Raw genomic sequence first — 19,367 nt, forward strand, 5'->3', positions numbered from 1 at the left:
ATCCCGGCCGGACGAAGAATGATCAGACGCGGCGCTTCTTGCGAGGACGGCAGCCATTGTGCGGGATCGGGGTCACATCGCGGATCGAGGTGATCATGAAGCCCGCAGCCTGCAAAGCGCGCAGAGCCGACTCACGGCCAGAACCCGGACCGCAAACTTCGACTTCGAGCGACTTCATGCCGTGTTCCTGAGCCTTCTTGGCGCAATCTTCAGCAGCGATCTGAGCGGCAAACGGGGTCGACTTACGCGAACCCTTGAAGCCCTTGGCACCAGCAGACGACCAAGCAATTGCATTGCCCTGCGCATCAGTGATGGTGATCATCGTGTTGTTGAATGTCGAGTTGACGTGCGCAACACCCGACGAAATATTTTTGCGCTCTCTACGGCGAACGCGTGTGGCTTCCTTGGCCATTCAATTCCCTTTCATTGATCTCGACACCGCCGTAACACCAGCGGCTCCACCGGAAAGGACAACGTGCCCTTTCCAAAACTGCAACAAGGCCGGCACTGACGTGCCAGCCTCAAGCTCGCCATACAGCGAAACTTACTTCTTCTTACCAGCAATAGCCTTTGCCGGACCCTTGCGAGTACGAGCATTGGTATGTGTACGCTGACCGCGAACAGGCAGACCGCGACGATGACGAAGACCGCGGTAGCAGCCCAGATCCATCAAACGCTTGATGTTCATTGCGGTGTCGCGACGCAGGTCGCCTTCGACCTGGTAATCGCGGTCGATGGTTTCACGGATAGCCAGAACTTCAGCATCTGTCAGCTGATGAACGCGGCGGTCGGCTGAAAGGCCAACCTTTTCCATGATTTCCTGTGCGAACTTCGGACCAATCCCATGAATATAGGTCAGCGCGATAACTACGCGCTTTGCCGTTGGGATGTTGACGCCAGCGATACGTGCCACGCCTATTCTCCTTGCGTTCCAGTTGCCATCCGGCAAGTGGTGTGTCGTTTGACAGCCGTGACAAGGCCGCCGATTGATTTTTGGGTTCTCAACAAGTCAAAACGAACGAACCCGTCTTCCTCCGTAGGAAGAACGCGCCGACCGTTGATCTTTAGCGAGTTGGCGCGCTATCTAGCGGAATCAGTGACGAAAAGCAACCGTTCCGCTAAAGAATTTCATGGATATCCGGTCAGAGACCGGACAAGACCGTCTCGATTTCCGCCGTAACCTGGTCGATTTCGGCCATACCGTCGACAGAATGGAGCTTTCCCTTGGCGTAGTAATAGCCAATCAGAGGAGAAGTCTCCTTATAATAGGCCTGCAGACGGGTCTTTACCGTATCGCGATTGTCATCGGGACGACGTTTGAAGTGAGTCGATCCGCATTTATCGCAAACCCCCTCCACCTTCGGCTTGAGATTTTCATCATGATAACCCGTCCCGCAATTGGCACAGGTATAACGGCCAGCGATTCGATCCGCCAGGATTTCATCTTCGACCCTGATTTCAACCACAGCAGAAAGCTCAAGGCCCTTAACCGCAAGCATCTTTTCCGTAGCATCCGCCTGGATCAGCGTCCGCGGAAACCCATCGAGAATGAAGCCATTGCTGCAATCATCCTGATCGATGCGCTCGGATACAATCGCGATGACGATATCGTCCGAGACAAGCTTTCCGGCATCCATCACCGCCTTGGCGCGCTTACCGACCTCAGTCTGAGCCGACACAGCCGCCCGCAGCATATCCCCCGTCGATAGTTGCGGAATACCGTACTTGTCGACGATCCTCTGGGCCTGCGTGCCTTTACCCGCACCCGGAGGCCCCAATAGAATTAACCTCATCGTCCCCTCTTTCCTCCACGCAACTTCGATTTCTTGATCAGCCCCTCATATTGCTGAGCAATCAGGTGACCCTGTACCTGTGCTACCGTATCCAGGGTAACGCTGACAACAATCAAAAGCGACGTACCACCAAGGGATAAGGGCACCCCGGTCTGAGAAACCAAAATTTCGGGAAGGATACAGACGAAGACAAGGTAAATAGCGCCAACAACGGTGATTCGCGTCAGCACATAATCGATATATTCAGCCGTGCGCTCGCCGGGACGAATCCCTGGAATGAAGCCGCCATGCTTTTTAAGATTGTCGGCCGTGTCCTTCGGATTGAAAACAATGGCCGTATAGAAGAATGCAAAGAAACCGATCAGCAGCGCATAGAGCACCATATAGGCAGGCTGGCCATGGCCAAGCGCGCTGATGATGGTGGTCGCCCAGGCCGGCAGCGTTGAGCCACCGGTGAAGCCAGCGGCAGTCGCCGGCAGCAGCAAAAGCGACGACGCGAAGATCGCGGGAATTACACCCGAGGTGTTCAGCTTCAGTGGCAGATGCGAGGTGTCGCCCTGGAACATCCGATTGCCGACCTGACGCTTCGGATACTGGATCAACAAGCGGCGCTGGGCGCGCTCGAAGAACACGATGAGCGCAATCACGCCAATCGCCACCAGAATCACCGTCAGGATCAAAGCTGTGGACAAAGCCCCGGTGCGGCCAAGCTCCAACGTACCAGCAAGAGCAGTCGGCAGACCAGCGGCAATACCCGCGAAGATAATCAGCGAAATACCGTTACCAATACCGCGCGAGGTGATCTGCTCGCCGAGCCACATCAGGAACATCGTGCCGCCCAGCAGCGTTACGACGGTAGACAGCCGGAAGAACAAGCCAGGATCGGTCACCAAGCCATTGCCGTGCTCCAGCCCAACCGCAATGCCATAGGCTTGAAGCGTGCCGAGCAGAACAGTGCCGTAGCGGGTATATTGATTGATGATCTTGCGCCCCTGCTCACCTTCCTTCTTGAGGTTTTCAAGCGAGGGAACAACTGATGTCATCAGCTGGACGATAATCGAAGCGGAAATATAGGGCATGATCCCGAGGGCGAAAATAGCCATGCGCTGCACCGCGCCACCGGAAAACATGTTGAACAGTCCCAGAATACCACCGGACTGGCCTTTAAAGGCAGCCGCATAGGCCTCGGGGTTGAGGCCAGGCAGCGGAATATGGGTACCTAGACGATAGACAAGAAGGGCGGCCAGCGTGAACCAGATGCGCTTTTTCAAATCCTCTGCCTTCGCAAAGGTTGAAAAGTTCAGGTTCGAGGCCAATTGTTCCGCTGCAGAAGCCATAAAATTCTCCGCGTCACCATATACGGCGGCTTGACGATGGACAGCCTGCCGAAGGTAAAGTTCGTTCTCTCTCGCAGAAAACCGGGGGCGGAGCGATTGCAGTGCAACCAGATGCCTCTCCCTCTGTTTCCGAAATTCCCGGAAGACGGAACATAAAGCGCTGTGCATTTTTTCAAACACACGAAAGCTGCTTTATCACTCAAAAAGTGCTGTGTCGCTTTCTCCCCAAACCAAGATGATTTGGGGAGAAAGCGACACAGGAGCCGCCAATGGGTCGCGAGGCACACATATGGTAGAAAAATCGCCCGGTGTGAAGCACCCCGGGCGATAATATTAATCGATTATTCCGACTTTTCCGCAGTAGCTGACAGCTGCTTGATCGTGCCGCCCGCCTTTTCGATCTTTTCGACCGCTGGCTTGGAAGCGCCGGCAACTTCAATCGTTACCTTCGTCGTCAATTCACCGTCACCGAGGACGCGAACACCGTCTTTAAGGCGGCGAATCACGCCAGCAGCCTTGAGAGCTGCTGCATCGATGGTGGCGGAAGCGTCGAGCTTGCCGGCATCGATCGCTGTCTGAATCCGACCGAGCGAAACGGTCGTGAATTCGGAAGCGAAGATGTTGTTGAAGCCACGCTTCGGCAGGCGGCGATAGATCGGCATCTGGCCGCCTTCGAAGCCATTGACGGCAACGCCCGAACGCGCCTTCTGACCCTTGACGCCACGGCCACCGGTCTTGCCCTTGCCGGAACCGATACCGCGACCAACGCGGATACGGTCCTTACTGGAGCCTTCATTGTCTTTGATTTCATTCAGTTTCATGACAGTTTCCTCCGTCTCACTTCTCGTCGACGACGCGAACGAGATGCTGGACAGCACGGATCATGCCACGAACCGAAGGCGTATCTTCCAACGTGCGGACCCGATGCATCTTGTTGAGACCCAGGCCGATAAGCGTCTGGCGCTGTACAGCCGGGCGGCGAATAGGCGAACCGATCTGCTCGACCGTGATCGTCTTCTGGGCTTCAGTGTTCTTGGCCATTGTCCAGCTCCTTATTCTTCAGAACCGTTGCCGGACGCGGCACGACGAGCCTGCAAGGTCGCATACTTCAGGCCACGCTGTGCAGCGACGTCCTTCGGATGAACCTGGTGCTTCAGCGCATCGAACGTTGCACGAACCATGTTGTAAGGGTTCGACGAACCGGTCGACTTAGCAACCACGTCATGCATGCCGAGCGTTTCGAAAACGGCGCGCATCGGACCACCAGCGATGATACCGGTACCAGCCTTAGCAGACCGCAGAAGCACCTTGCCGGCGCCGTGACGACCATGAACGTCATGATGCAGCGTACGGCCATCACGCAGCGGTACGAAAATCAGGTCGCGCTTGGCAGATTCGGTTGCCTTGCGGATCGCTTCCGGCACTTCTCGTGCCTTGCCATGACCGAAGCCAACGCGACCCTTCTGGTCGCCGACGACGACGAGAGCAGCGAAACCAAAACGACGGCCGCCCTTGACGACCTTAGCGACGCGATTGATGGCGACCAGCTTGTCGACAAATTCGCTATCGCGCTCTTCACGGTTCTGACGGTCGTCCCGCGAACCACGCTTTTCTTGTGCCATTGTCCTTTTCCTTTTTTCTTTTCCGGGTGCAATCGGCAGATTACAATCTTGAATAAGACCCTCTCCTAACGGGTCAGGCTCTTTCCGGTCTATGCGGCAAAGCCGCGAAACCGCCCGGATACACACGCATCCGGGCGGCTATTCCTTAGAACGACAGACCACCTTCGCGGGCGGCTTCTGCCAGTGCCTTGATGCGGCCATGATAGATGAAGGCGCCGCGATCGAACACGACTTCCTTCACACCAGCGGCAACAGCACGCTCGGCGACCAGCTTGCCAACAGCAGCGGCTGCTGCTGTGTCGGCGCCGGTCTTCAGCGAAGAGCGCAGGCTGCCATCGAGGGTCGATGCAGCAGCCAGCGTGCGGCCGGCCACGTCGTCGATAACCTGGACGTAGATGTTCTTCGAAGAGCGATGTACCGACAGACGCGGACGGCCATTGGCCACCGCCTTGATCTGACGCCGTACGCGGTTGGCACGACGTACAAGTGCTTCTTTTCTGCTTGCCATTTCGCGCGTTCCTTACTTCTTCTTGCCTTCTTTGCGGACGATCCGCTCTTCGGCATACTTGACGCCCTTGCCCTTATAGGGCTCGGGGCCGCGATATTCGCGGATCTCGGCAGCGACCTGACCGACCTGCTGCTTGTTGATCCCGGAAACCACGATTTCCGTCGGCTTCGGAACGGCGATAGTGATGCCCTGCGGCGGCTCATACACAACGTCGTGGCTAAAACCGAGCGCCAGCTGCAGGTTCTTGCCCTGCAAAGATGCGCGGTAACCAACGCCGTTGATTTCGAGCTTGCGCTCGTAGCCGTCCTTGACACCCTTCAGGATGTTTTCGATCATCGTGCGGGACATGCCCCACTTTGAACGCGCATCCTTGGAGTCGTTGACTGGCTTGACGACAATTGCATTGTCCTCAAGCGCAACCGAGATTTCGTCATTTGCGACGAAGAAGAGTTCGCCCTTCGGGCCCTTGGCAGTTACTTTCTGGCCATCAACCGAGGCCGTGATCCCTGCAGGAACCTGAACGGGCTTTTTACCGATACGAGACATGTGATTATCCTGTCTGTTCGCTAGGGAGATCTCTGCGCTGTCTTAGAAGACAGAGCAGAGAACCTCGCCACCAACATTCTGTTCGCGAGCCTGGTGATCGGCCATTACGCCCTTCGGAGTCGAAAGGATGGTAATGCCGAGACCGTTCGCGACCTGCGGAATGGACTTAACCGAGACATAGACTCGGCGGCCCGGCTTGGACACGCGGCCGATCTCACGGATCACCGACGCGCCTTCATAATATTTCAGTTCGATCGTGATCTCGGCCTTGCCGTTACCATGGTCGATTTCAGAATAGCCACGAATGTAGCCTTCAGCCTGAAGAACATCCAGAACGCGCGCACGCAGCTTGGAAGCCGGAGTAACCACCGAAGCCTTACGGCGGGCAGCACCATTCCGGATACGGGTGAGCATATCGCCCAACGGATCAGTCATCGTCATTTGCCCGTCTCCTTACCAGCTCGACTTTACAATACCCGGCACCTTGCCGGAATTGCCAAGCTCACGAAGTGCGATACGCGACATCTTGAGCTTGCGATAAAATGCACGCGGACGACCGGTGACTTCGCAACGGTTACGGATGCGGGTCTTGGAGCCATCACGCGGCATTTCGGCCAGCTTCAGGGTTGCCTTGAAACGGTCCTCGATCGACAGGGACTGGTTCATGATGATTGCCTTCAGCTCAGCGCGCTTGGCGGATTGCTGGGCAACTGTCTTGCGGCGGCGCTTGTTCTTTTCAACTGCGCTTGTCTTCGCCATATTGAAGTTCCTCTTCTACGCTCGTCGTTACGGTTATTGACGGAAGGGGAAGTTGAACTCTTTTAGAAGAGCCCGTGCTTCGTCATCCGTGGGAGCCGTCGTGCAAACGATGATGTCCATGCCCCACATCTGATCAACCTTGTCGTAGTTGATCTCTGGGAACACAATGTGTTCCTTGATGCCCATGGCGAAGTTGCCACGGCCGTCAAAGCTCTTCGGGTTCAAGCCCCGAAAGTCGCGAACGCGCGGAAGCGCGATGTTGATCAGACGGTCCATGAACTCATACATGCGAGCGCCGCGCAGGGTAACCTTTGCGCCAATCGGCATGTCTTCGCGGACCTTGAAACCAGCGATAGAGTTACGAGCCCGGGTGATGACCGGCTTCTGACCAGCAATCGCCGCCAGATCCGCGGCAGCAACCGTGGGCTTCTTGGAGTCGGCAGTTGCCTCGCCCACGCCCATGTTGATGACGATCTTGTCAAGCTTCGGGATCTGCATTTCGTTGGCGTAGGAAAACTGTTCCCGAAGCGCCTGACGAATGCGGCTTACATATTCTGCCTTGAGCCGTGGCTCATACTTGGTCTCAGCCATCGATCACTTCCCCCGAACGCTTGGCAACGCGAACCTTCTTGCCATCGACAACGGAGAAACCAACGCGAGTCGGCTTGCCGTCCTTGTCTGCAATAGCAAGGTTGGAAAGGTGCACAGAGGCTTCCTTGTTGATGATACCGGCTTCCTGGGTCTGCGTCTGGCGCTGGTGGCGCTTTACGACGTTGATCCCCTGAACGACCGCACGGTCTTCCTTCGGCATCACTTGAATGACTTCACCAGAACGACCCTTGTCCTTGCCGGTGAGTACGACGACCTTGTCGCCCTTACGAATCTTTTGCATCGTCAATCGCTCCCCTTAAAGAACTTCAGGAGCCAGCGAGATGATCTTCATGTGGTTCTTAGCGCGAAGTTCGCGCGGAACCGGTCCGAAGATACGGCTGCCGATTGGCTCTTTCTTGTTGTCGATAAGAACGGCTGCGTTGTTATCGAAGCGGATGACGCTGCCGTCGGCGCGACGGATGTCCTTGGCGGTGCGAACCACCACGGCCTTCATCACATCACCCTTTTTCACGCGGCCGCGCGGAATAGCTTCCTTGATCGAAACGACGATAATGTCGCCGACCGAAGCGTATTTGCGCTTAGAACCGCCCAGCACTTTGATGCACATGACACGACGCGCGCCGGAATTATCGGCAACGTCGAGGTTAGTCTGCATCTGAATCATGTCAGGTCGCCTTCTCGTTATACCGGAACGGTTGGGCGATGCCCCCTATTCCGGCTTATGGATCTTTATGTCTTTTCGAGCGGAGGAGGATCTTGCCAAGGTGGTTTCCTTAAAAAGGACCTTCCCTGCGCTCAAAGCAAAAGAACGCTCTCGATGGAGCGTTCTTGCGCCGTTGCGGTGCTTCTACAGATTTTTGGGAAAGGCGCAAGTGGCCTCCCCCATTTCTCTGCAAATTAAGCCTGGGCGGAAACGACCGTCCAGCACTTGTCCTTGGAAATCGGTGCGCATTCCTCAATGGAAACCACGTCACCAATCTTATACTGGTTGCTCTCGTCGTGAGCCTTGTATTTCTTCGAGCGACGAACGGTCTTCTGAAGCAGCGGGTGAGCGAATCGACGCTCAACCCGAACTACAACGGTCTTCTCGTTCTTGTCGCTGACCACGACGCCCTGCAGAATGCGTTTCGGCATTGTTCTTCTGGTCCTTTAGGCCTTGGCTTCTGCCGCCTTCTGGCGGGCAATGGTTTTCACGCGGGCGATGTCCTTGCGGACTTCGTTGATGCGCGAGGACTTTTCAAGCTGGCCAGTTGCCTTCTGGAAGCGCAGGTTAAACTGCTCTTTCTTCAGGTTGCCCAACTCATCCTTCAACTGATCAGCGCTCATGGCGCGTGCATCTGCGGCTTTCATGGCTTGATCCTTACTCTGCAATGCGCTGTACGAAGCGCGTTTTCACCGAGAGCTTGGCCGAGCCGAGACGCAGCGCCTCGCGGGCGATTTCCTCGGACACACCGTCGATCTCGAACATCATACGGCCGGGCTTGACCTTGCATGCCCAGTATTCAACAGAGCCCTTACCCTTACCCATACGGACTTCGGTAGGCTTTGCCGTTACCGGCACATCGGGGAATACCCGGATCCACACACGACCTGCGCGCTTCATGTAGCGCGTGATCGCGCGGCGAGCCGCTTCGATCTCGCGTGCATTCACGCGGTTGGGCTCAAGAGCCTTCAGGCCGAATTCACCGAACGCCAGGTCGAAACCGCCCTTGGCAACGCCCTTGATGCGTCCCTTGAACTGCTTGCGGTACTTGGTACGCTTTGGCTGCAACATTTATCTATTCTCCGAACTTTTCTCCGGGCGCGCCTAATCAGGCGTTCTCGCGACGACGGTTGTTGTTGTTGCCGCCTTGGGCGTCGCTTTCCAGCGCCCGGCGCTCGGAGGCCATTGGATCATGCTCAAGGATTTCGCCCTTGAAGATCCAGACCTTGATGCCGCAAATACCATAAGCGGTTGTAGCTTCCGCTACACCGTAATCGATATCGGCACGCAGCGTATGAAGCGGCACGCGACCTTCGCGGTACCATTCCGTACGAGCGATTTCGGCACCACCGAGACGGCCAGCGCAGGTGATCTTGATGCCTTCGGCACCCAGACGCATGGCGGACTGTACGGCGCGCTTCATCGCACGACGGAACGCGATACGGCGCTCGAGCTGCTGGGCGATCGACTGAGCGACCAGCGTTGCATCGACTTCCGGCTTGCGCACTTCAACAATGTTGAGGTGCGTTTCGGAATTGGTCATCTCGGAAAGCTTCTTGCGAAGCTTTTCGATGTCTGCACCCTTCTTGCCGATGATCAGGCCCGGACGCGCCGAGTGGATCGTGACGCGGCACTTCTTGTGCGGACGCTCGATAACCACCTTGGCGATACCGGCCTGCTTCAGCTCATCCATCAAATAGGCGCGGATCTTCAGGTCTTCATGAAGAAGCTTGCCATATTCAGCGTTGTCGGCGAACCAACGGCTATCCCAGGTCCTGTTAATGCCCAGGCGGAAACCGATTGGATTGATTTTCTGACCCATTATGCGGCCTCCCCTTTGGCTTCGACTTCGCGCACGACAATCGTCAGATGCGAGAATGGCTTTTCAATGCGCGATGCGCGGCCACGGCCACGAGCGTGGAAACGCTTCATGGTGATCGATTTACCAACATAGGCTTCGGCGACGATCAACTGATCGACGTCGAGGTCGTGGTTGTTCTCAGCGTTTGCAATAGCTGATTCCAGTGTCTTCTTCACTGTATCTGCAATGCGCTTGCGCGAGAATGTCAGGTCGGCCAGAGCGCGGTCAACCTTCTTGCCACGGATCAAAGCTGCAACCAGGTTGAGCTTCTGAGGGCTGACGCGGAGCGTGCGCGCAACGGCCTGCGCCTCGTTATCCTTCAGCCGGCGTTCGGCTTTTGCCTTGCCCATCGTTACTTCCTCTTCGCTTTCTTGTCCGCACCGTGACCGTAATAGGTCCGGGTCGGAGCGAATTCACCGAATTTATGGCCAACCATGTCTTCGTTGACGCTGACCGGGATATGCTTGCTGCCGTTATAGACGCCGAACGTCAAACCGACAAACTGGGGCAAGATCGTGGACCGACGGGTCCACATCTTGATCACTTCGCTACGACCGCTTTCGCGAACTTTTTCAGCCTTCTTAAGAAGGTAGCCGTCAACGAAGGGGCCTTTCCATACTGAACGAGCCATCTCTGACTACCTCTCTTACTTCTTCTTCTGGTGGCGGGAACGCATGATGAACTTGTCTGTGGACTTGTTCGACCGCGTACGCTTGCCCTTGGTCGGCTTACCCCAAGGGGAAACCGGATGACGGCCACCGGAGGTGCGGCCTTCACCACCGCCGTGCGGGTGGTCAACTGGGTTCATGACGACACCGCGAACGTGCGGGCGCTTACCGCGCCAACGCGAACGACCAGCCTTGCCGTCATTGATGTTGCCGTGGTCGGAGTTCGACACGGCGCCGACCGTTGCAAGGCAAGTGCCATGCACCAGGCGCTGTTCACCCGAGCTGAGGCGCAGGATAGCCATGCCGGCATCGCGGCCGACCAGCTGAACGTAAGCACCAGCGGACCGGGCAACCTGACCACCCTTGCCGGGCTTCAGCTCGACATTGTGAACGATAGAGCCGACAGGGACGTATTGCAGCGGCATAGCGTTGCCGGGCTTGACGTCGACAGCCTTATCCGATGCGATCACCTTGTCACCAGCTGCCAAACGCTGCGGAGCCAGGATATAGGCCTGCTCGCCATCTGCATAGGTGATGAGCGCGATGAACGCCGTACGGTTCGGGTCGTATTCCAGACGCTCGACAGTGCCTTCTACGTCAAACTTGCGACGCTTGAAGTCCACCAGACGATAGGTGCGCTTGTGACCGCCGCCCTGAAAGCGAACGGTGATGCGACCGAGATTGTTGCGACCGCCCTTCGAAGACAGACCCTCGGTCAGCGACTTGACAGGCTTGCCCTTGTAGAGGCCCGACCGGTCAACGATGACCAGCTGACGCTGGCTCGGGGTTGTCGGATTGAAATTTTTCAATGCCATTTTTCTGTTCCTCAGAGACCGGTGGAGACGTCGATGGACTGACCCTCGGCGAGCGTAACGATCGCCTTCTTCACATCCTTCTGCTTACCGGCGAAGCCGCGGAAACGCTTAGTCTTGCCCTTGCGGAGCAGCGTATTCACAGCTGTGACCTTGACACCGAACAGTGCTTCGACGGCAGCCTTGATTTCAGGCTTGGAAGCAGTCCGGGCGACGTTGAAGACCACCTGGTTAAAATCGGAAACCAGCGTGGACTTTTCGGTGATCGATGGAGATACGATCACGTCGTAGTGGCGAAGATCAGTCATTTGAACCGCTCCTCCAGAGCTTCAACCGCAGCCTTGGAAAGCACGAGCTTACCGCGACGCAGAATGTCATAAACGTTGATGCCCTGAACCGGCAGAACATCGATATTCGGGATGTTCGCGGCAGCGAGCTTGAAATTGACGTCGAGTTCGACGCCACCGATCACCAGCGCATTCTTCAGCCCGAGAGCTTCGAACACGCCAACGGCGGCCTTGGTCTTGGCATCGGCAGCGACAAGCTGATCGACGATGATCAGTTCGTCAGCCTTGAACTTGGCAGACAGAGCGTGACGCAGGGCGAGCGCGCGAACCTTCTTGGGAAGATCATGCTCGTGGCTGCGAACAACCGGGCCATGGGCCTTGCCGCCGCCGCGGAACTGCGGAGCGCGAGCCGAATGGTGACGAGCGCGGCCCGTACCCTTCTGCTTGTACATCTTGGCACCGGTGCGCGATACTTCGGCACGGGTCTTGGTCTTGTGTGTGCCCTGCTGCTTCTTGGCAAGCTGCCAACGCACCATGCGAGCAATGATATCTTGACGAGGTTCGAGGCCGAAAATGGCGTCGGACAGGGAAACCGTACCGGCATCCGTCCCCTCGAGGGTTTTGACGTTGAGTTCCATGGTTTGGCTCCCTTACTTCGCTGCCGACTTGACGGCGTCGCGCACGATGATCCAGGAACCCTTGGAACCGGGCACAGCGCCCTTCACCAGGATAAGGCCACGATCTTCATCGGTCGAAACGACTTCCAGATTCTGGGTGGTGACGCGGGTCTGACCCATGTGACCGGCCATACGCTTGCCCTTCCACACCTTACCCGGATCCTGGTTGGAACCGGTCGAACCGTGTGAACGGTGTGAGACGGACACGCCGTGGGTTGCACGAAGACCACCGAAATTGTGGCGCTTCATGGCACCGGCAAACCCCTTACCGATCGTGGTACCGGTCACGTCAACCAACTGACCGGCTTCAAAATGACCAGCCTTCAGCTCGGAGCCGACATCCATGAGGTTGTCTTCGGAAACGCGAAATTCGACGAGCTTAGCCTTGGGCTCGACGTTTGCAGCGGCAAAATTGCCGCGCATTGCCTTGGATGTATTCTTGACCTTGGCCTGACCGGCGCCGAGCTGAACGGCAGTGTAGCCGTGCTTATCGACAGTCCGCTGAGCCAGGACCTGGCAGTTATCCAAGCGTAGTACTGTTACCGGGACATGCTCGCCGGCGTCATTATAGACCCGGGTCATTCCCACTTTCTGTGCAATCACACCTGAACGCATCGGTTCATTCCTCTTGAGAGTAAAACAAGGGCCCTACGGCCCTTGCCCGCCTCTTTGTTTAAGGATTCCTTTCCAGTCCTTCCAGACTTTCAGGTTTCCCGTTTCGAGAAGTCGTTGGCAGGTCTTGCCACGTACCTTCCTTGTTATTTCGGCTCTCGCCGGAATTGGTTTTTAAAGCTTGATTTCGACGTCTACGCCAGCTGCCAGGTCGAGCTTCATCAAAGCATCGACGGTCTGCGGAGTCGGATCAACGATGTCCAGCAGACGCTTATGCGTGCGCATTTCAAACTGTTCGCGGCTCTTTTTGTCGACGTGAGGCGAACGGTTGACGGTGAATTTTTCAATACGGGTCGGAAGCGGAACCGGGCCGCGGACGCTTGCACCGGTGCGCTTGGCGGTAGAAACGATCTCCCGCGTAGAGGCATCGAGAACCCGGTGATCAAACGCCTTCAGGCGGATACGGATATTCTGGCCGTTCATTCGACGTGTCCTTATTCGTTTTTCTTAAACGTCCCCGCTCACGCAAAGACAGTGAATTACCAATTTCTGGCCGGCCCCGTATTGTCAAAAATCACAAGGACGGTTCGACGTCCATGTCACCTTACTGCATCAGGGGCCCTACCAGTGCAACCCAAGATCGGGTCGCGAAACTTAGCAGAGCCAGAGGAAAGAGGAGCGATACGCTGCTCTTCCTTGTTCGTGGCGGGGGCATACAACGTCCCCGTCAATTCGTCAACTGATTCCCGGAAATAAAGAAGCGCGGCATTGAATGCCGCGCTTCTTCCTCTGTATGAAGACGTCTTATTCGATGATCGAAGCGACGATGCCGGCGCCGACGGTGCGGCCACCTTCGCGGATCGCGAAGCGCAGCTTTTCTTCCATGGCGATCGGAACGATCAGTTCAACCTGAACCGTCACGTTGTCACCAGGCATAACCATTTCCGTGCCTTCCGGCAGAGAAACAATACCGGTAACGTCCGTCGTGCGGAAGTAGAACTGCGGACGGTAGTTGGTGAAGAACGGTGTATGACGGCCGCCTTCTTCCTTCGTCAGGATGTAGGCTTCTGCCATGAACTTCTTGTGCGGCTTAACCGAACCGGGCTTGCACAGGATCTGGCCACGCTCAACGCCATCGCGCTGTACGCCGCGAACCAGGGCACCAATGTTGTCGCCAGCCTGGCCCTGATCGAGCAGCTTGCGGAACATTTCAACGCCGGTAACGGTCGTCTTCGAGGTCGCGCGGATGCCGACGATTTCGACTTCTTCGCCAACCTTAACGATACCACGCTCAACGCGACCCGTCACAACCGTACCACGGCCAGAGATCGAGAACACGTCTTCGATTGGCATCAGGAACGGCTGGTCAATCGGGCGCTCAGGCGTCGGAATGTAGGAGTCAACTGCCGCCATCAGTTCGCGAATCGCGTCTTCGCCGATCTTCTTGTTGCTGTCTTCCAGAGCAGCAAGAGCCGAACCCTTGACAATCGGAATATCGTCGCCCGGGAAGTCGTAGGACGACAGAAGTTCGCGCACTTCCAGTTCGACCAGCTCCAGAAGCTCTTCGTCGTCAACCTGGTCAACCTTGTTCAGGAACACGACGATGGCGGGAACGCCAACCTGGCGCGCCAGAAGAATGTGCTCGCGGGTCTGCGGCATCGGGCCGTCAGCTGCCGAGCAAACCAGGATCGCGCCGTCCATCTGCGCTGCACCGGTGATCATGTTCTTGACGTAGTCGGCGTGGCCGGGGCAGTCAACGTGAGCGTAGTGACGGGCAGGCGTTTCATATTCGACGTGCGCCGTCGAAATGGTGATCCCACGGGCCTTTTCTTCCGGAGCGGCGTCGATCTGGTCATACGCCTTGTATTCACCGAAATACTTCGTAATTGCTGCCGTCAGCGACGTCTTGCCGTGGTCAACGTGGCCGATCGTGCCGATGTTAACGTGCGGCTTGTTGCGCTCAAACTTACTCTTTGCCATTTTCGGCTCTCCATTATCTCATCCCCATGAAGGGGGAAATTCCTGTTATCAGTTCCGGCGGGTTACCCCGATCATTTCTGACCGGAGTACTTTGCCTGAATTTCGGCAGCGACATTGCTCGGAACGGGCGAATAGTGGTCGAACACCATCGAGTACTGAGCGCGACCCTGGCTCATGGAGCGCAGGTTGTCGACGTATTTGAACATGTTGGCCAGCGGCACATGCGCGTTGATGACAACGGCGATACCACGGCTTTCCTGGCCCTGGATCTGACCACGGCGGGAGTTCAGGTCGCCGATCACGTCACCGACGTAATCTTCCGGCGTTACGACTTCCACCTTCATCATCGGCTCAAGCAGCTGAGCACCAGCCTTCTTGGCTGCTTCACGGAAGCAAGCCCGCGAGGCGATTTCGAAGGCCAGAACCGACGAGTCGACATCGTGGTAAGCACCGTCGATGAGCGTCGCCTTGACGCCGAGCATCGGGAAGCCAGCCAGCGGGCCGGACGACAGAACGCTTTCGATGCCCTTCTGAACGCCAGGGATGTATTCCTTGGGAACAGAGCCACCGACGATCTTCGAATCGAACTTGAACTCATCACCTTCAGGATTGGGTTCGAAGATGATCTTGACGCGGGCGAACTGACCCGTACCACCAGACTGCTTCTTGTGAGTGTAGTCTTCTTCGTGCTGACGCGTAATGGTTTCGCGATAGGCAACCTGCGGCGCGCCGACAGTTGCTTCTACCTTGAACTCACGACGCATACGGTCAACGATGATGTCGAGGTGAAGTTCACCCATGCCTGCGATGATCGTCTGGCCAGATTCCTGGTCAGTCTTGACGCGGAAGGACGGATCCTCAGCAGCAAGACGGTTGAGCGCGAGGCCCATCTTTTCCTGGTCGCCCTTGGTCTTCGGCTCGATGGCGATCTGAATGACCGGCTCGGGGAATTCCATGCGCTCCAGGATAACCTGATTCAGGGGATCGCAGAGCGTATCGCCCGTGGTGCTTTCCTTCAGGCCAGCCAGGGCAACGATGTCGCCTGCAAAGGCTTCTTCGATGTCTTCACGGCTGTTGGAATGCATCTGGAGCATACGGCCAACGCGTTCGCGCTTTTCCTTGACCGTGTTCATGACCGACGCGCCCTTTTCGAGCTTGCCGGAGTAGATACGGCAGAATGTCAGCGAACCGACGAAGGGGTCGTTCATGATCTTGAACGCCAGCATCGACAAAGGCTCGGCGTCATCAGGATGACGTTCGATTTCACCGTCAGTCTTAACATCGATACCCTTGATAGCAGGGATATCGAGCGGAGAAGGAAGATACTCGCAAACAGCGTCGAGCAAAGGCTGAACGCCCTTGTTCTTGAAGGCAGTACCGCAGAACATCGGATGGAACTTGACTTCAATCGTACCCTGACGAACGAGAGCGCGGATCTTGTCATTATCAGGCATGATGCCGTTCAGGTAGTCTTCCATCGCCTGTTCGTCGATCTCGACAACGGTCTCGATCAGCTTTTCGCGATATTCAACGGCCTTTTCCTTCAGGTCATCAGGGATTTCAGTAACGTCCCAAGCCGCGCCCAGAGATTCATCGCGCCAAACGAGAGCGTTCATCTCGATCAGGTCAACAACGCCCTTGAACTCTGTCTCAGCGCCGATTGGCAACTGCATAACAACAGCGGTGGCACCGAGACGCGTCTTGATCATTTCTACCGAACGGTAAAAGTCAGCGCCGGTCTTGTCCATCTTGTTGCAAAAGATCATCCGCGGAACGTTGTACTTTTCAGCCTGACGCCAAACAGTTTCCGTCTGCGGCTCAACGCCTGCGTTGGCATCGAGGAGCGCGATAGCGCCGTCGAGAACCCGAAGCGAACGTTCTACTTCAATCGTGAAGTCAACGTGGCCGGGGGTGTCGATGATGTTGAAACGGCGCATCTTGCCATCGCGACCCTTCCAGTAGGTCGTGGTCGCAGCAGAGGTGATGGTGATACCACGCTCCTGCTCCTGCTCCATCCAGTCCATCGTGGCTGCGCCATCATGAACTTCGCCGATCTTGTGCGACTTGCCGGTGTAGTAGAGAATCCGCTCAGTCGTCGTGGTCTTGCCGGCGTCGATATGCGCCATGATCCCGAAATTGCGGTAGTCTTCGATTTTATATTCGCGAGCCATAGTGGACTGCCTTTCGATATTCGATCGTCTAAGATTACCAGCGGTAATGCGAGAAGGCGCGGTTAGCGTCGGCCATCTTGTGCGTGTCTTCACGCTTCTTGACAGCGCTGCCGCGATTGTTGGACGCATCAAGCAATTCGCCTGACAAACGATCGACCATGGTGGTCTCGTTGCGCTTGCGGGCGGCGATGATCAGCCAGCGAATGGCGAGCGCCTGACGGCGCTCCGGACGGACGTCGACGGGGACCTGGTATGTTGCACCACCAACGCGGCGCGAGCGGACTTCAACATGCGGGGCAACATTTTCAAGCGCCTGATGGAAGATTGCGATCGGCTCTGCCTTGGACTTGGCTTCAACGACATCGAAGGCACCGTAGACGATGCTTTCAGCAACGGACTTCTTGCCGTGCAACATGATGGCGTTCATGAACTTGGTGACGACCAGATCACCGAACTTTGGGTCCGGGTTGATCTCACGCTTTTCTGCTTTATGGCGACGGGACATTTTACTTCGTCTCTCAACGGTTAGAACGCTTTATCACGCGGAGAACCTCGCGCAGCGCTGAATTTCAAAGAAGGCTTCCGACTTACTTCGGACGCTTTGCACCATACTTGGAACGGCGCTGCTTACGGTTCTTGACACCCTGGGTATCGAGAACACCACGGATGATGTGGTAACGAACGCCCGGCAAGTCCTTGACGCGGCCGCCACGGATCATGACGACAGAGTGTTCCTGCAGGTTGTGGCCTTCACCCGGAATGTAGCCAATGACTTCGAAGCCATTGGTCAAACGGATCTTGGCAACCTTACGCAGAGCCGAGTTCGGCTTCTTCGGGGTCGTTGTATAAACGCGGGTGCAAACGCCGCGCTTCTGTGGATTTTCCTGCAAGGCAGGAACCTTGTTGCGCTTTACCTGCGCCTGACGCGGCTTGCGGATCAGCTGATTTACGGTAGGCATAGAACCATCCCTTATAATTCTTGTCACTTGAGCCTTTTCAGGCCCGTTTGTGCCGTTTCCGGCGGCGCTCGCACAATTTTCGCCATGCGCGAATGTGGCCCGATCCGGACTTCCGGATGGACCACAAAAAGCAGAGGACGCATGCGACTGCGTCATGCGTGCAGCATTCATGTCTTCAAAGTGCGTTTGGATCCTAAGCCTGGGGCAAACTTCAGAACAATATGTCCTGAAAATCATAACCGTGCATTGGCTCCGATGCGGGGCGTACTACTGTTTTCACCCCGTTCCGTCAAGCCATGGCGCAAAATTAATAGCTCTCCAAAGCCCTGTGGCCGCTTTGGTCCCGGCCTATTTGCGGTTATGACGGGTTTCGGTCGATTATGCAATTGTCATCGGCCAATTCCGACCTTGGCGATGCCGATTTTCATCCTGCGATAGAAGAATCGTTTTCATAGCTGCCAAACGGCGGGTTTTGCACATGAAGCTAGGTGTTTTGGGATTTCCATCCAGCCTTCAGCTTGACGGCGGCGGATCGCTCTATAACGATGAAATTATCGATTAGGTTATTGTGCCGAAACGATTCCCGGCTACAAGGCTTTCTAACCGTTGCTATCGCGGTCACCTGGCGGCTCGCCTGTCTCGAGCCAGAAGAAAGGCGACCCGTCATAAGGACCGACTGATGATTTCGACCCCTGACAATGACAATAATTCGGACGGACCGATGGTCTTCATCATCATTGCCAAGGCCTATGAAGAAACGGGCACCGAAGGCATTGACCTGCATATTCTTCTGAGCGCACCCGATGACGATTCCGCCGTGCGCGAGGCTTTGAATGCACTGGCCGAGGAAGGCTTTCTGGAAGCCGACCTGGACCAGATCGGAATGGTGACCGAGCCTCCGTCAGACGAGCCGCATGCCTCGGCATATCAGGGCGCACTCGAAGGCGAAGTGGCAATCATCCGCTTCAACTGAGTGAGCATGAATGACAGGACATGTCATTGAAAAGGTCCTTGTCTATGCCGCCGACCGCGACCGGCTCTTGGTCTTCGATGAGCCGGATTTTCCACATATTCTACCGCAGGTGCCAGGTGGCACCGTTGAACACGGTGAAAGCCCCAGCGCTGCGGCTTGTCGTGAATTCGAAGAGGAGACGGGCTTTGCCTGTCTCTCGCCTCCCCGCTTTCTGACTTCTGTCTGTTATCGGGATGTTCGAGATGGCGTTTCCATTCACCACAAGCGCCATTTTTTCCACCTGCCTTTGCTTCACACTCTCTATCCGCAGAGCTGGTTTCACAGCGAAACAACGCCTCACGGCGGTGATGCTCCGGTGCGTTTTTCCTTCTTCTGGTTAACCCGAGATGAGGCGAGCCAGCGGCTAGGCTATGAGCATGGCGCCGCCCTGCCCCTGCTTCCTTAGATCTGTACGGTTCTCATTGAGCCAAGCACCGGATTACGTTTC

31 protein-coding genes are annotated in these 19,367 nt (G+C 56.3%); 2 read left to right on the plus strand and 29 right to left on the minus strand.

Annotation, left to right across the window (positions count from 1 at the left end):
* Positions 1–22: 22 nt before the first annotated feature.
* The 29 genes from rpsK to rpsL form a co-directional block, all read right to left on the minus strand.
* Positions 23–412: a 30S ribosomal protein S11 gene (gene rpsK / locus H1Y61_RS12395; protein ID WP_015915761.1), complete on the minus strand. Its 390-nt coding sequence runs from the start codon at positions 410–412 to the stop codon at positions 23–25.
* A 132-nt stretch (positions 413–544) separates the two neighbouring features.
* Positions 545–913, minus strand: a complete 369-nt coding sequence (gene rpsM / locus H1Y61_RS12400; protein ID WP_015915760.1) for a 30S ribosomal protein S13 — start codon at positions 911–913, stop codon at positions 545–547.
* 229 nt (positions 914–1,142) lie between these two features.
* Positions 1,143–1,793: an adenylate kinase gene (locus H1Y61_RS12405; RefSeq protein WP_015915759.1), complete on the minus strand. Its 651-nt coding sequence runs from the start codon at positions 1,791–1,793 to the stop codon at positions 1,143–1,145.
* Positions 1,790–3,130: a preprotein translocase subunit SecY gene (gene secY, locus H1Y61_RS12410; RefSeq protein WP_015915758.1), complete on the minus strand. Its 1,341-nt coding sequence runs from the start codon at positions 3,128–3,130 to the stop codon at positions 1,790–1,792. Before secY ends, H1Y61_RS12405 begins: the two co-directional genes overlap by 4 nt.
* 341 nt (positions 3,131–3,471) lie before the next feature.
* Complete coding sequence (rplO, locus tag H1Y61_RS12415) at positions 3,472–3,951, minus strand: 50S ribosomal protein L15 (RefSeq protein ID WP_180572793.1); 480 nt, start codon at positions 3,949–3,951, stop codon at positions 3,472–3,474.
* A gap of 16 nt (positions 3,952–3,967) precedes the next feature.
* Positions 3,968–4,171, minus strand: a complete 204-nt coding sequence (gene rpmD, locus H1Y61_RS12420; RefSeq protein ID WP_015915756.1) for a 50S ribosomal protein L30 — start codon at positions 4,169–4,171, stop codon at positions 3,968–3,970.
* Positions 4,172–4,182: 11 nt separating this feature from the next.
* Complete coding sequence (gene rpsE / locus H1Y61_RS12425; protein WP_015915755.1) at positions 4,183–4,752, minus strand: 30S ribosomal protein S5; 570 nt, start codon at positions 4,750–4,752, stop codon at positions 4,183–4,185.
* Positions 4,753–4,897: 145 nt separating this feature from the next.
* Complete coding sequence (gene rplR / locus H1Y61_RS12430; protein WP_015915754.1) at positions 4,898–5,260, minus strand: 50S ribosomal protein L18; 363 nt, start codon at positions 5,258–5,260, stop codon at positions 4,898–4,900.
* 12 nt (positions 5,261–5,272) lie between these two features.
* Positions 5,273–5,806: a 50S ribosomal protein L6 gene (gene rplF / locus H1Y61_RS12435; protein WP_015915753.1), complete on the minus strand. Its 534-nt coding sequence runs from the start codon at positions 5,804–5,806 to the stop codon at positions 5,273–5,275.
* Positions 5,807–5,848: 42 nt separating this feature from the next.
* Positions 5,849–6,247: a 30S ribosomal protein S8 gene (gene rpsH / locus H1Y61_RS12440; protein ID WP_015915752.1), complete on the minus strand. Its 399-nt coding sequence runs from the start codon at positions 6,245–6,247 to the stop codon at positions 5,849–5,851.
* Between the two features lie 12 nt (positions 6,248–6,259).
* A complete protein-coding gene (rpsN, locus tag H1Y61_RS12445) occupies positions 6,260–6,565 on the minus strand; it encodes a 30S ribosomal protein S14 (protein ID WP_015915751.1) in 306 nt (101 codons plus the stop codon).
* A gap of 33 nt (positions 6,566–6,598) precedes the next feature.
* A complete protein-coding gene (gene rplE / locus H1Y61_RS12450) occupies positions 6,599–7,156 on the minus strand; it encodes a 50S ribosomal protein L5 (RefSeq protein WP_015915750.1) in 558 nt (185 codons plus the stop codon).
* The gene (gene rplX / locus H1Y61_RS12455) at positions 7,149–7,457 is read right to left on the minus strand and encodes a 50S ribosomal protein L24 (protein WP_015915749.1); all 309 of its coding nucleotides are present in this window, start codon (positions 7,455–7,457) and stop codon (positions 7,149–7,151) included. Before rplX ends, rplE begins: the two co-directional genes overlap by 8 nt.
* Before the next feature lie 15 nt (positions 7,458–7,472).
* Positions 7,473–7,841, minus strand: a complete 369-nt coding sequence (rplN, locus tag H1Y61_RS12460; RefSeq protein WP_015915748.1) for a 50S ribosomal protein L14 — start codon at positions 7,839–7,841, stop codon at positions 7,473–7,475.
* A gap of 233 nt (positions 7,842–8,074) precedes the next feature.
* On the minus strand, positions 8,075–8,311 hold the full coding sequence (gene rpsQ / locus H1Y61_RS12465) for a 30S ribosomal protein S17 (protein WP_015915747.1): 237 nt from the start codon (positions 8,309–8,311) through the stop codon (positions 8,075–8,077).
* A 15-nt stretch (positions 8,312–8,326) separates the two neighbouring features.
* Complete coding sequence (rpmC, locus tag H1Y61_RS12470) at positions 8,327–8,527, minus strand: 50S ribosomal protein L29 (RefSeq protein WP_015915746.1); 201 nt, start codon at positions 8,525–8,527, stop codon at positions 8,327–8,329.
* 10 nt (positions 8,528–8,537) lie between these two features.
* Positions 8,538–8,951 carry a 50S ribosomal protein L16 gene (gene rplP / locus H1Y61_RS12475; RefSeq protein WP_015915745.1) on the minus strand — a complete coding sequence of 138 codons (414 nt, stop codon included), beginning with the start codon at positions 8,949–8,951 and terminating at the stop codon, positions 8,538–8,540.
* A 37-nt stretch (positions 8,952–8,988) separates the two neighbouring features.
* Positions 8,989–9,702, minus strand: a complete 714-nt coding sequence (rpsC, locus tag H1Y61_RS12480) for a 30S ribosomal protein S3 (protein ID WP_041696471.1) — start codon at positions 9,700–9,702, stop codon at positions 8,989–8,991.
* Positions 9,702–10,091: a 50S ribosomal protein L22 gene (gene rplV / locus H1Y61_RS12485; protein WP_015915743.1), complete on the minus strand. Its 390-nt coding sequence runs from the start codon at positions 10,089–10,091 to the stop codon at positions 9,702–9,704. Before rplV ends, rpsC begins: the two co-directional genes overlap by 1 nt.
* A gap of 2 nt (positions 10,092–10,093) precedes the next feature.
* Positions 10,094–10,372 carry a 30S ribosomal protein S19 gene (gene rpsS / locus H1Y61_RS12490; RefSeq protein WP_015915742.1) on the minus strand — a complete coding sequence of 93 codons (279 nt, stop codon included), beginning with the start codon at positions 10,370–10,372 and terminating at the stop codon, positions 10,094–10,096.
* A gap of 15 nt (positions 10,373–10,387) precedes the next feature.
* Complete coding sequence (gene rplB, locus H1Y61_RS12495) at positions 10,388–11,224, minus strand: 50S ribosomal protein L2 (protein WP_015915741.1); 837 nt, start codon at positions 11,222–11,224, stop codon at positions 10,388–10,390.
* An 11-nt stretch (positions 11,225–11,235) separates the two neighbouring features.
* Positions 11,236–11,529, minus strand: a complete 294-nt coding sequence (locus H1Y61_RS12500; RefSeq protein WP_015915740.1) for a 50S ribosomal protein L23 — start codon at positions 11,527–11,529, stop codon at positions 11,236–11,238.
* Positions 11,526–12,146 (minus strand): 50S ribosomal protein L4, encoded by a 621-nt coding sequence (rplD, locus tag H1Y61_RS12505; protein WP_015915739.1) that lies wholly within the window; start codon positions 12,144–12,146, stop codon positions 11,526–11,528. Before rplD ends, H1Y61_RS12500 begins: the two co-directional genes overlap by 4 nt.
* A gap of 12 nt (positions 12,147–12,158) precedes the next feature.
* A complete protein-coding gene (gene rplC / locus H1Y61_RS12510) occupies positions 12,159–12,800 on the minus strand; it encodes a 50S ribosomal protein L3 (RefSeq protein ID WP_015915738.1) in 642 nt (213 codons plus the stop codon).
* A 171-nt stretch (positions 12,801–12,971) separates the two neighbouring features.
* The gene (gene rpsJ, locus H1Y61_RS12515) at positions 12,972–13,280 is read right to left on the minus strand and encodes a 30S ribosomal protein S10 (RefSeq protein WP_006728688.1); all 309 of its coding nucleotides are present in this window, start codon (positions 13,278–13,280) and stop codon (positions 12,972–12,974) included.
* Positions 13,281–13,601: 321 nt separating this feature from the next.
* The gene (gene tuf / locus H1Y61_RS12520; protein ID WP_015915721.1) at positions 13,602–14,777 is read right to left on the minus strand and encodes an elongation factor Tu; all 1,176 of its coding nucleotides are present in this window, start codon (positions 14,775–14,777) and stop codon (positions 13,602–13,604) included.
* A gap of 71 nt (positions 14,778–14,848) precedes the next feature.
* Complete coding sequence (gene fusA / locus H1Y61_RS12525; protein ID WP_015915737.1) at positions 14,849–16,948, minus strand: elongation factor G; 2,100 nt, start codon at positions 16,946–16,948, stop codon at positions 14,849–14,851.
* Positions 16,949–16,982: 34 nt separating this feature from the next.
* Positions 16,983–17,453, minus strand: coding sequence for a 30S ribosomal protein S7 (gene rpsG, locus H1Y61_RS12530; RefSeq protein ID WP_015915736.1), 471 nt, complete (start codon positions 17,451–17,453; stop codon positions 16,983–16,985).
* Positions 17,454–17,535: 82 nt separating this feature from the next.
* Positions 17,536–17,907 (minus strand): 30S ribosomal protein S12, encoded by a 372-nt coding sequence (rpsL, locus tag H1Y61_RS12535; protein ID WP_003507760.1) that lies wholly within the window; start codon positions 17,905–17,907, stop codon positions 17,536–17,538.
* Positions 17,908–18,586: 679 nt separating this feature from the next.
* Here rpsL and H1Y61_RS12540 point away from each other — a divergent pair.
* On the plus strand, positions 18,587–18,880 hold the full coding sequence (locus tag H1Y61_RS12540; protein WP_015915734.1) for a hypothetical protein: 294 nt from the start codon (positions 18,587–18,589) through the stop codon (positions 18,878–18,880).
* 10 nt (positions 18,881–18,890) lie between these two features.
* Positions 18,891–19,325 (plus strand): NUDIX hydrolase, encoded by a 435-nt coding sequence (locus tag H1Y61_RS12545; protein WP_180572794.1) that lies wholly within the window; start codon positions 18,891–18,893, stop codon positions 19,323–19,325.
* The last annotated feature ends 42 nt before the right edge of the window (positions 19,326–19,367 follow it).

The organism is Agrobacterium vitis (genome assembly GCF_013426735.1).
Lineage (GTDB): Bacteria > Pseudomonadota > Alphaproteobacteria > Rhizobiales > Rhizobiaceae > Allorhizobium > Allorhizobium vitis_D.

Coding starts and splice junctions, on each gene's coding strand:
- rpsK (WP_015915761.1), bottom strand. CDS start 412: ATGGCCAAGGAAGCCACACGCGTTCGCCGTAGAGAGCGCAAAAATATT.
- H1Y61_RS12405 (WP_015915759.1), bottom strand. CDS start 1,793: ATGAGGTTAATTCTATTGGGGCCTCCGGGTGCGGGTAAAGGCACGCAG.
- secY (WP_015915758.1), bottom strand. CDS start 3,130: ATGGCTTCTGCAGCGGAACAATTGGCCTCGAACCTGAACTTTTCAACC.
- rplO (WP_180572793.1), bottom strand. CDS start 3,951: ATGAAACTGAATGAAATCAAAGACAATGAAGGCTCCAGTAAGGACCGT.
- rpmD (WP_015915756.1), bottom strand. CDS start 4,171: ATGGCCAAGAACACTGAAGCCCAGAAGACGATCACGGTCGAGCAGATC.
- rpsE (WP_015915755.1), bottom strand. CDS start 4,752: ATGGCACAAGAAAAGCGTGGTTCGCGGGACGACCGTCAGAACCGTGAA.
- rplR (WP_015915754.1), bottom strand. CDS start 5,260: ATGGCAAGCAGAAAAGAAGCACTTGTACGTCGTGCCAACCGCGTACGG.
- rplF (WP_015915753.1), bottom strand. CDS start 5,806: ATGTCTCGTATCGGTAAAAAGCCCGTTCAGGTTCCTGCAGGGATCACG.
- rpsH (WP_015915752.1), bottom strand. CDS start 6,247: ATGACGATGACTGATCCGTTGGGCGATATGCTCACCCGTATCCGGAAT.
- rpsN (WP_015915751.1), bottom strand. CDS start 6,565: ATGGCGAAGACAAGCGCAGTTGAAAAGAACAAGCGCCGCCGCAAGACA.
- rplE (WP_015915750.1), bottom strand. CDS start 7,156: ATGGCTGAGACCAAGTATGAGCCACGGCTCAAGGCAGAATATGTAAGC.
- rplX (WP_015915749.1), bottom strand. CDS start 7,457: ATGCAAAAGATTCGTAAGGGCGACAAGGTCGTCGTACTCACCGGCAAG.
- rplN (WP_015915748.1), bottom strand. CDS start 7,841: ATGATTCAGATGCAGACTAACCTCGACGTTGCCGATAATTCCGGCGCG.
- rpsQ (WP_015915747.1), bottom strand. CDS start 8,311: ATGCCGAAACGCATTCTGCAGGGCGTCGTGGTCAGCGACAAGAACGAG.
- rpmC (WP_015915746.1), bottom strand. CDS start 8,527: ATGAAAGCCGCAGATGCACGCGCCATGAGCGCTGATCAGTTGAAGGAT.
- rplP (WP_015915745.1), bottom strand. CDS start 8,951: ATGTTGCAGCCAAAGCGTACCAAGTACCGCAAGCAGTTCAAGGGACGC.
- rpsC (WP_041696471.1), bottom strand. CDS start 9,702: ATGGGTCAGAAAATCAATCCAATCGGTTTCCGCCTGGGCATTAACAGG.
- rplV (WP_015915743.1), bottom strand. CDS start 10,091: ATGGGCAAGGCAAAAGCCGAACGCCGGCTGAAGGATAACGAGGCGCAG.
- rpsS (WP_015915742.1), bottom strand. CDS start 10,372: ATGGCTCGTTCAGTATGGAAAGGCCCCTTCGTTGACGGCTACCTTCTT.
- rplB (WP_015915741.1), bottom strand. CDS start 11,224: ATGGCATTGAAAAATTTCAATCCGACAACCCCGAGCCAGCGTCAGCTG.
- H1Y61_RS12500 (WP_015915740.1), bottom strand. CDS start 11,529: ATGACTGATCTTCGCCACTACGACGTGATCGTATCTCCATCGATCACC.
- rplD (WP_015915739.1), bottom strand. CDS start 12,146: ATGGAACTCAACGTCAAAACCCTCGAGGGGACGGATGCCGGTACGGTT.
- rplC (WP_015915738.1), bottom strand. CDS start 12,800: ATGCGTTCAGGTGTGATTGCACAGAAAGTGGGAATGACCCGGGTCTAT.
- rpsJ (WP_006728688.1), bottom strand. CDS start 13,280: ATGAACGGCCAGAATATCCGTATCCGCCTGAAGGCGTTTGATCACCGG.
- tuf (WP_015915721.1), bottom strand. CDS start 14,777: ATGGCAAAGAGTAAGTTTGAGCGCAACAAGCCGCACGTTAACATCGGC.
- fusA (WP_015915737.1), bottom strand. CDS start 16,948: ATGGCTCGCGAATATAAAATCGAAGACTACCGCAATTTCGGGATCATG.
- rpsG (WP_015915736.1), bottom strand. CDS start 17,453: ATGTCCCGTCGCCATAAAGCAGAAAAGCGTGAGATCAACCCGGACCCA.
- rpsL (WP_003507760.1), bottom strand. CDS start 17,907: ATGCCTACCGTAAATCAGCTGATCCGCAAGCCGCGTCAGGCGCAGGTA.
- H1Y61_RS12540 (WP_015915734.1), top strand. CDS start 18,587: ATGATTTCGACCCCTGACAATGACAATAATTCGGACGGACCGATGGTC.
- H1Y61_RS12545 (WP_180572794.1), top strand. CDS start 18,891: ATGACAGGACATGTCATTGAAAAGGTCCTTGTCTATGCCGCCGACCGC.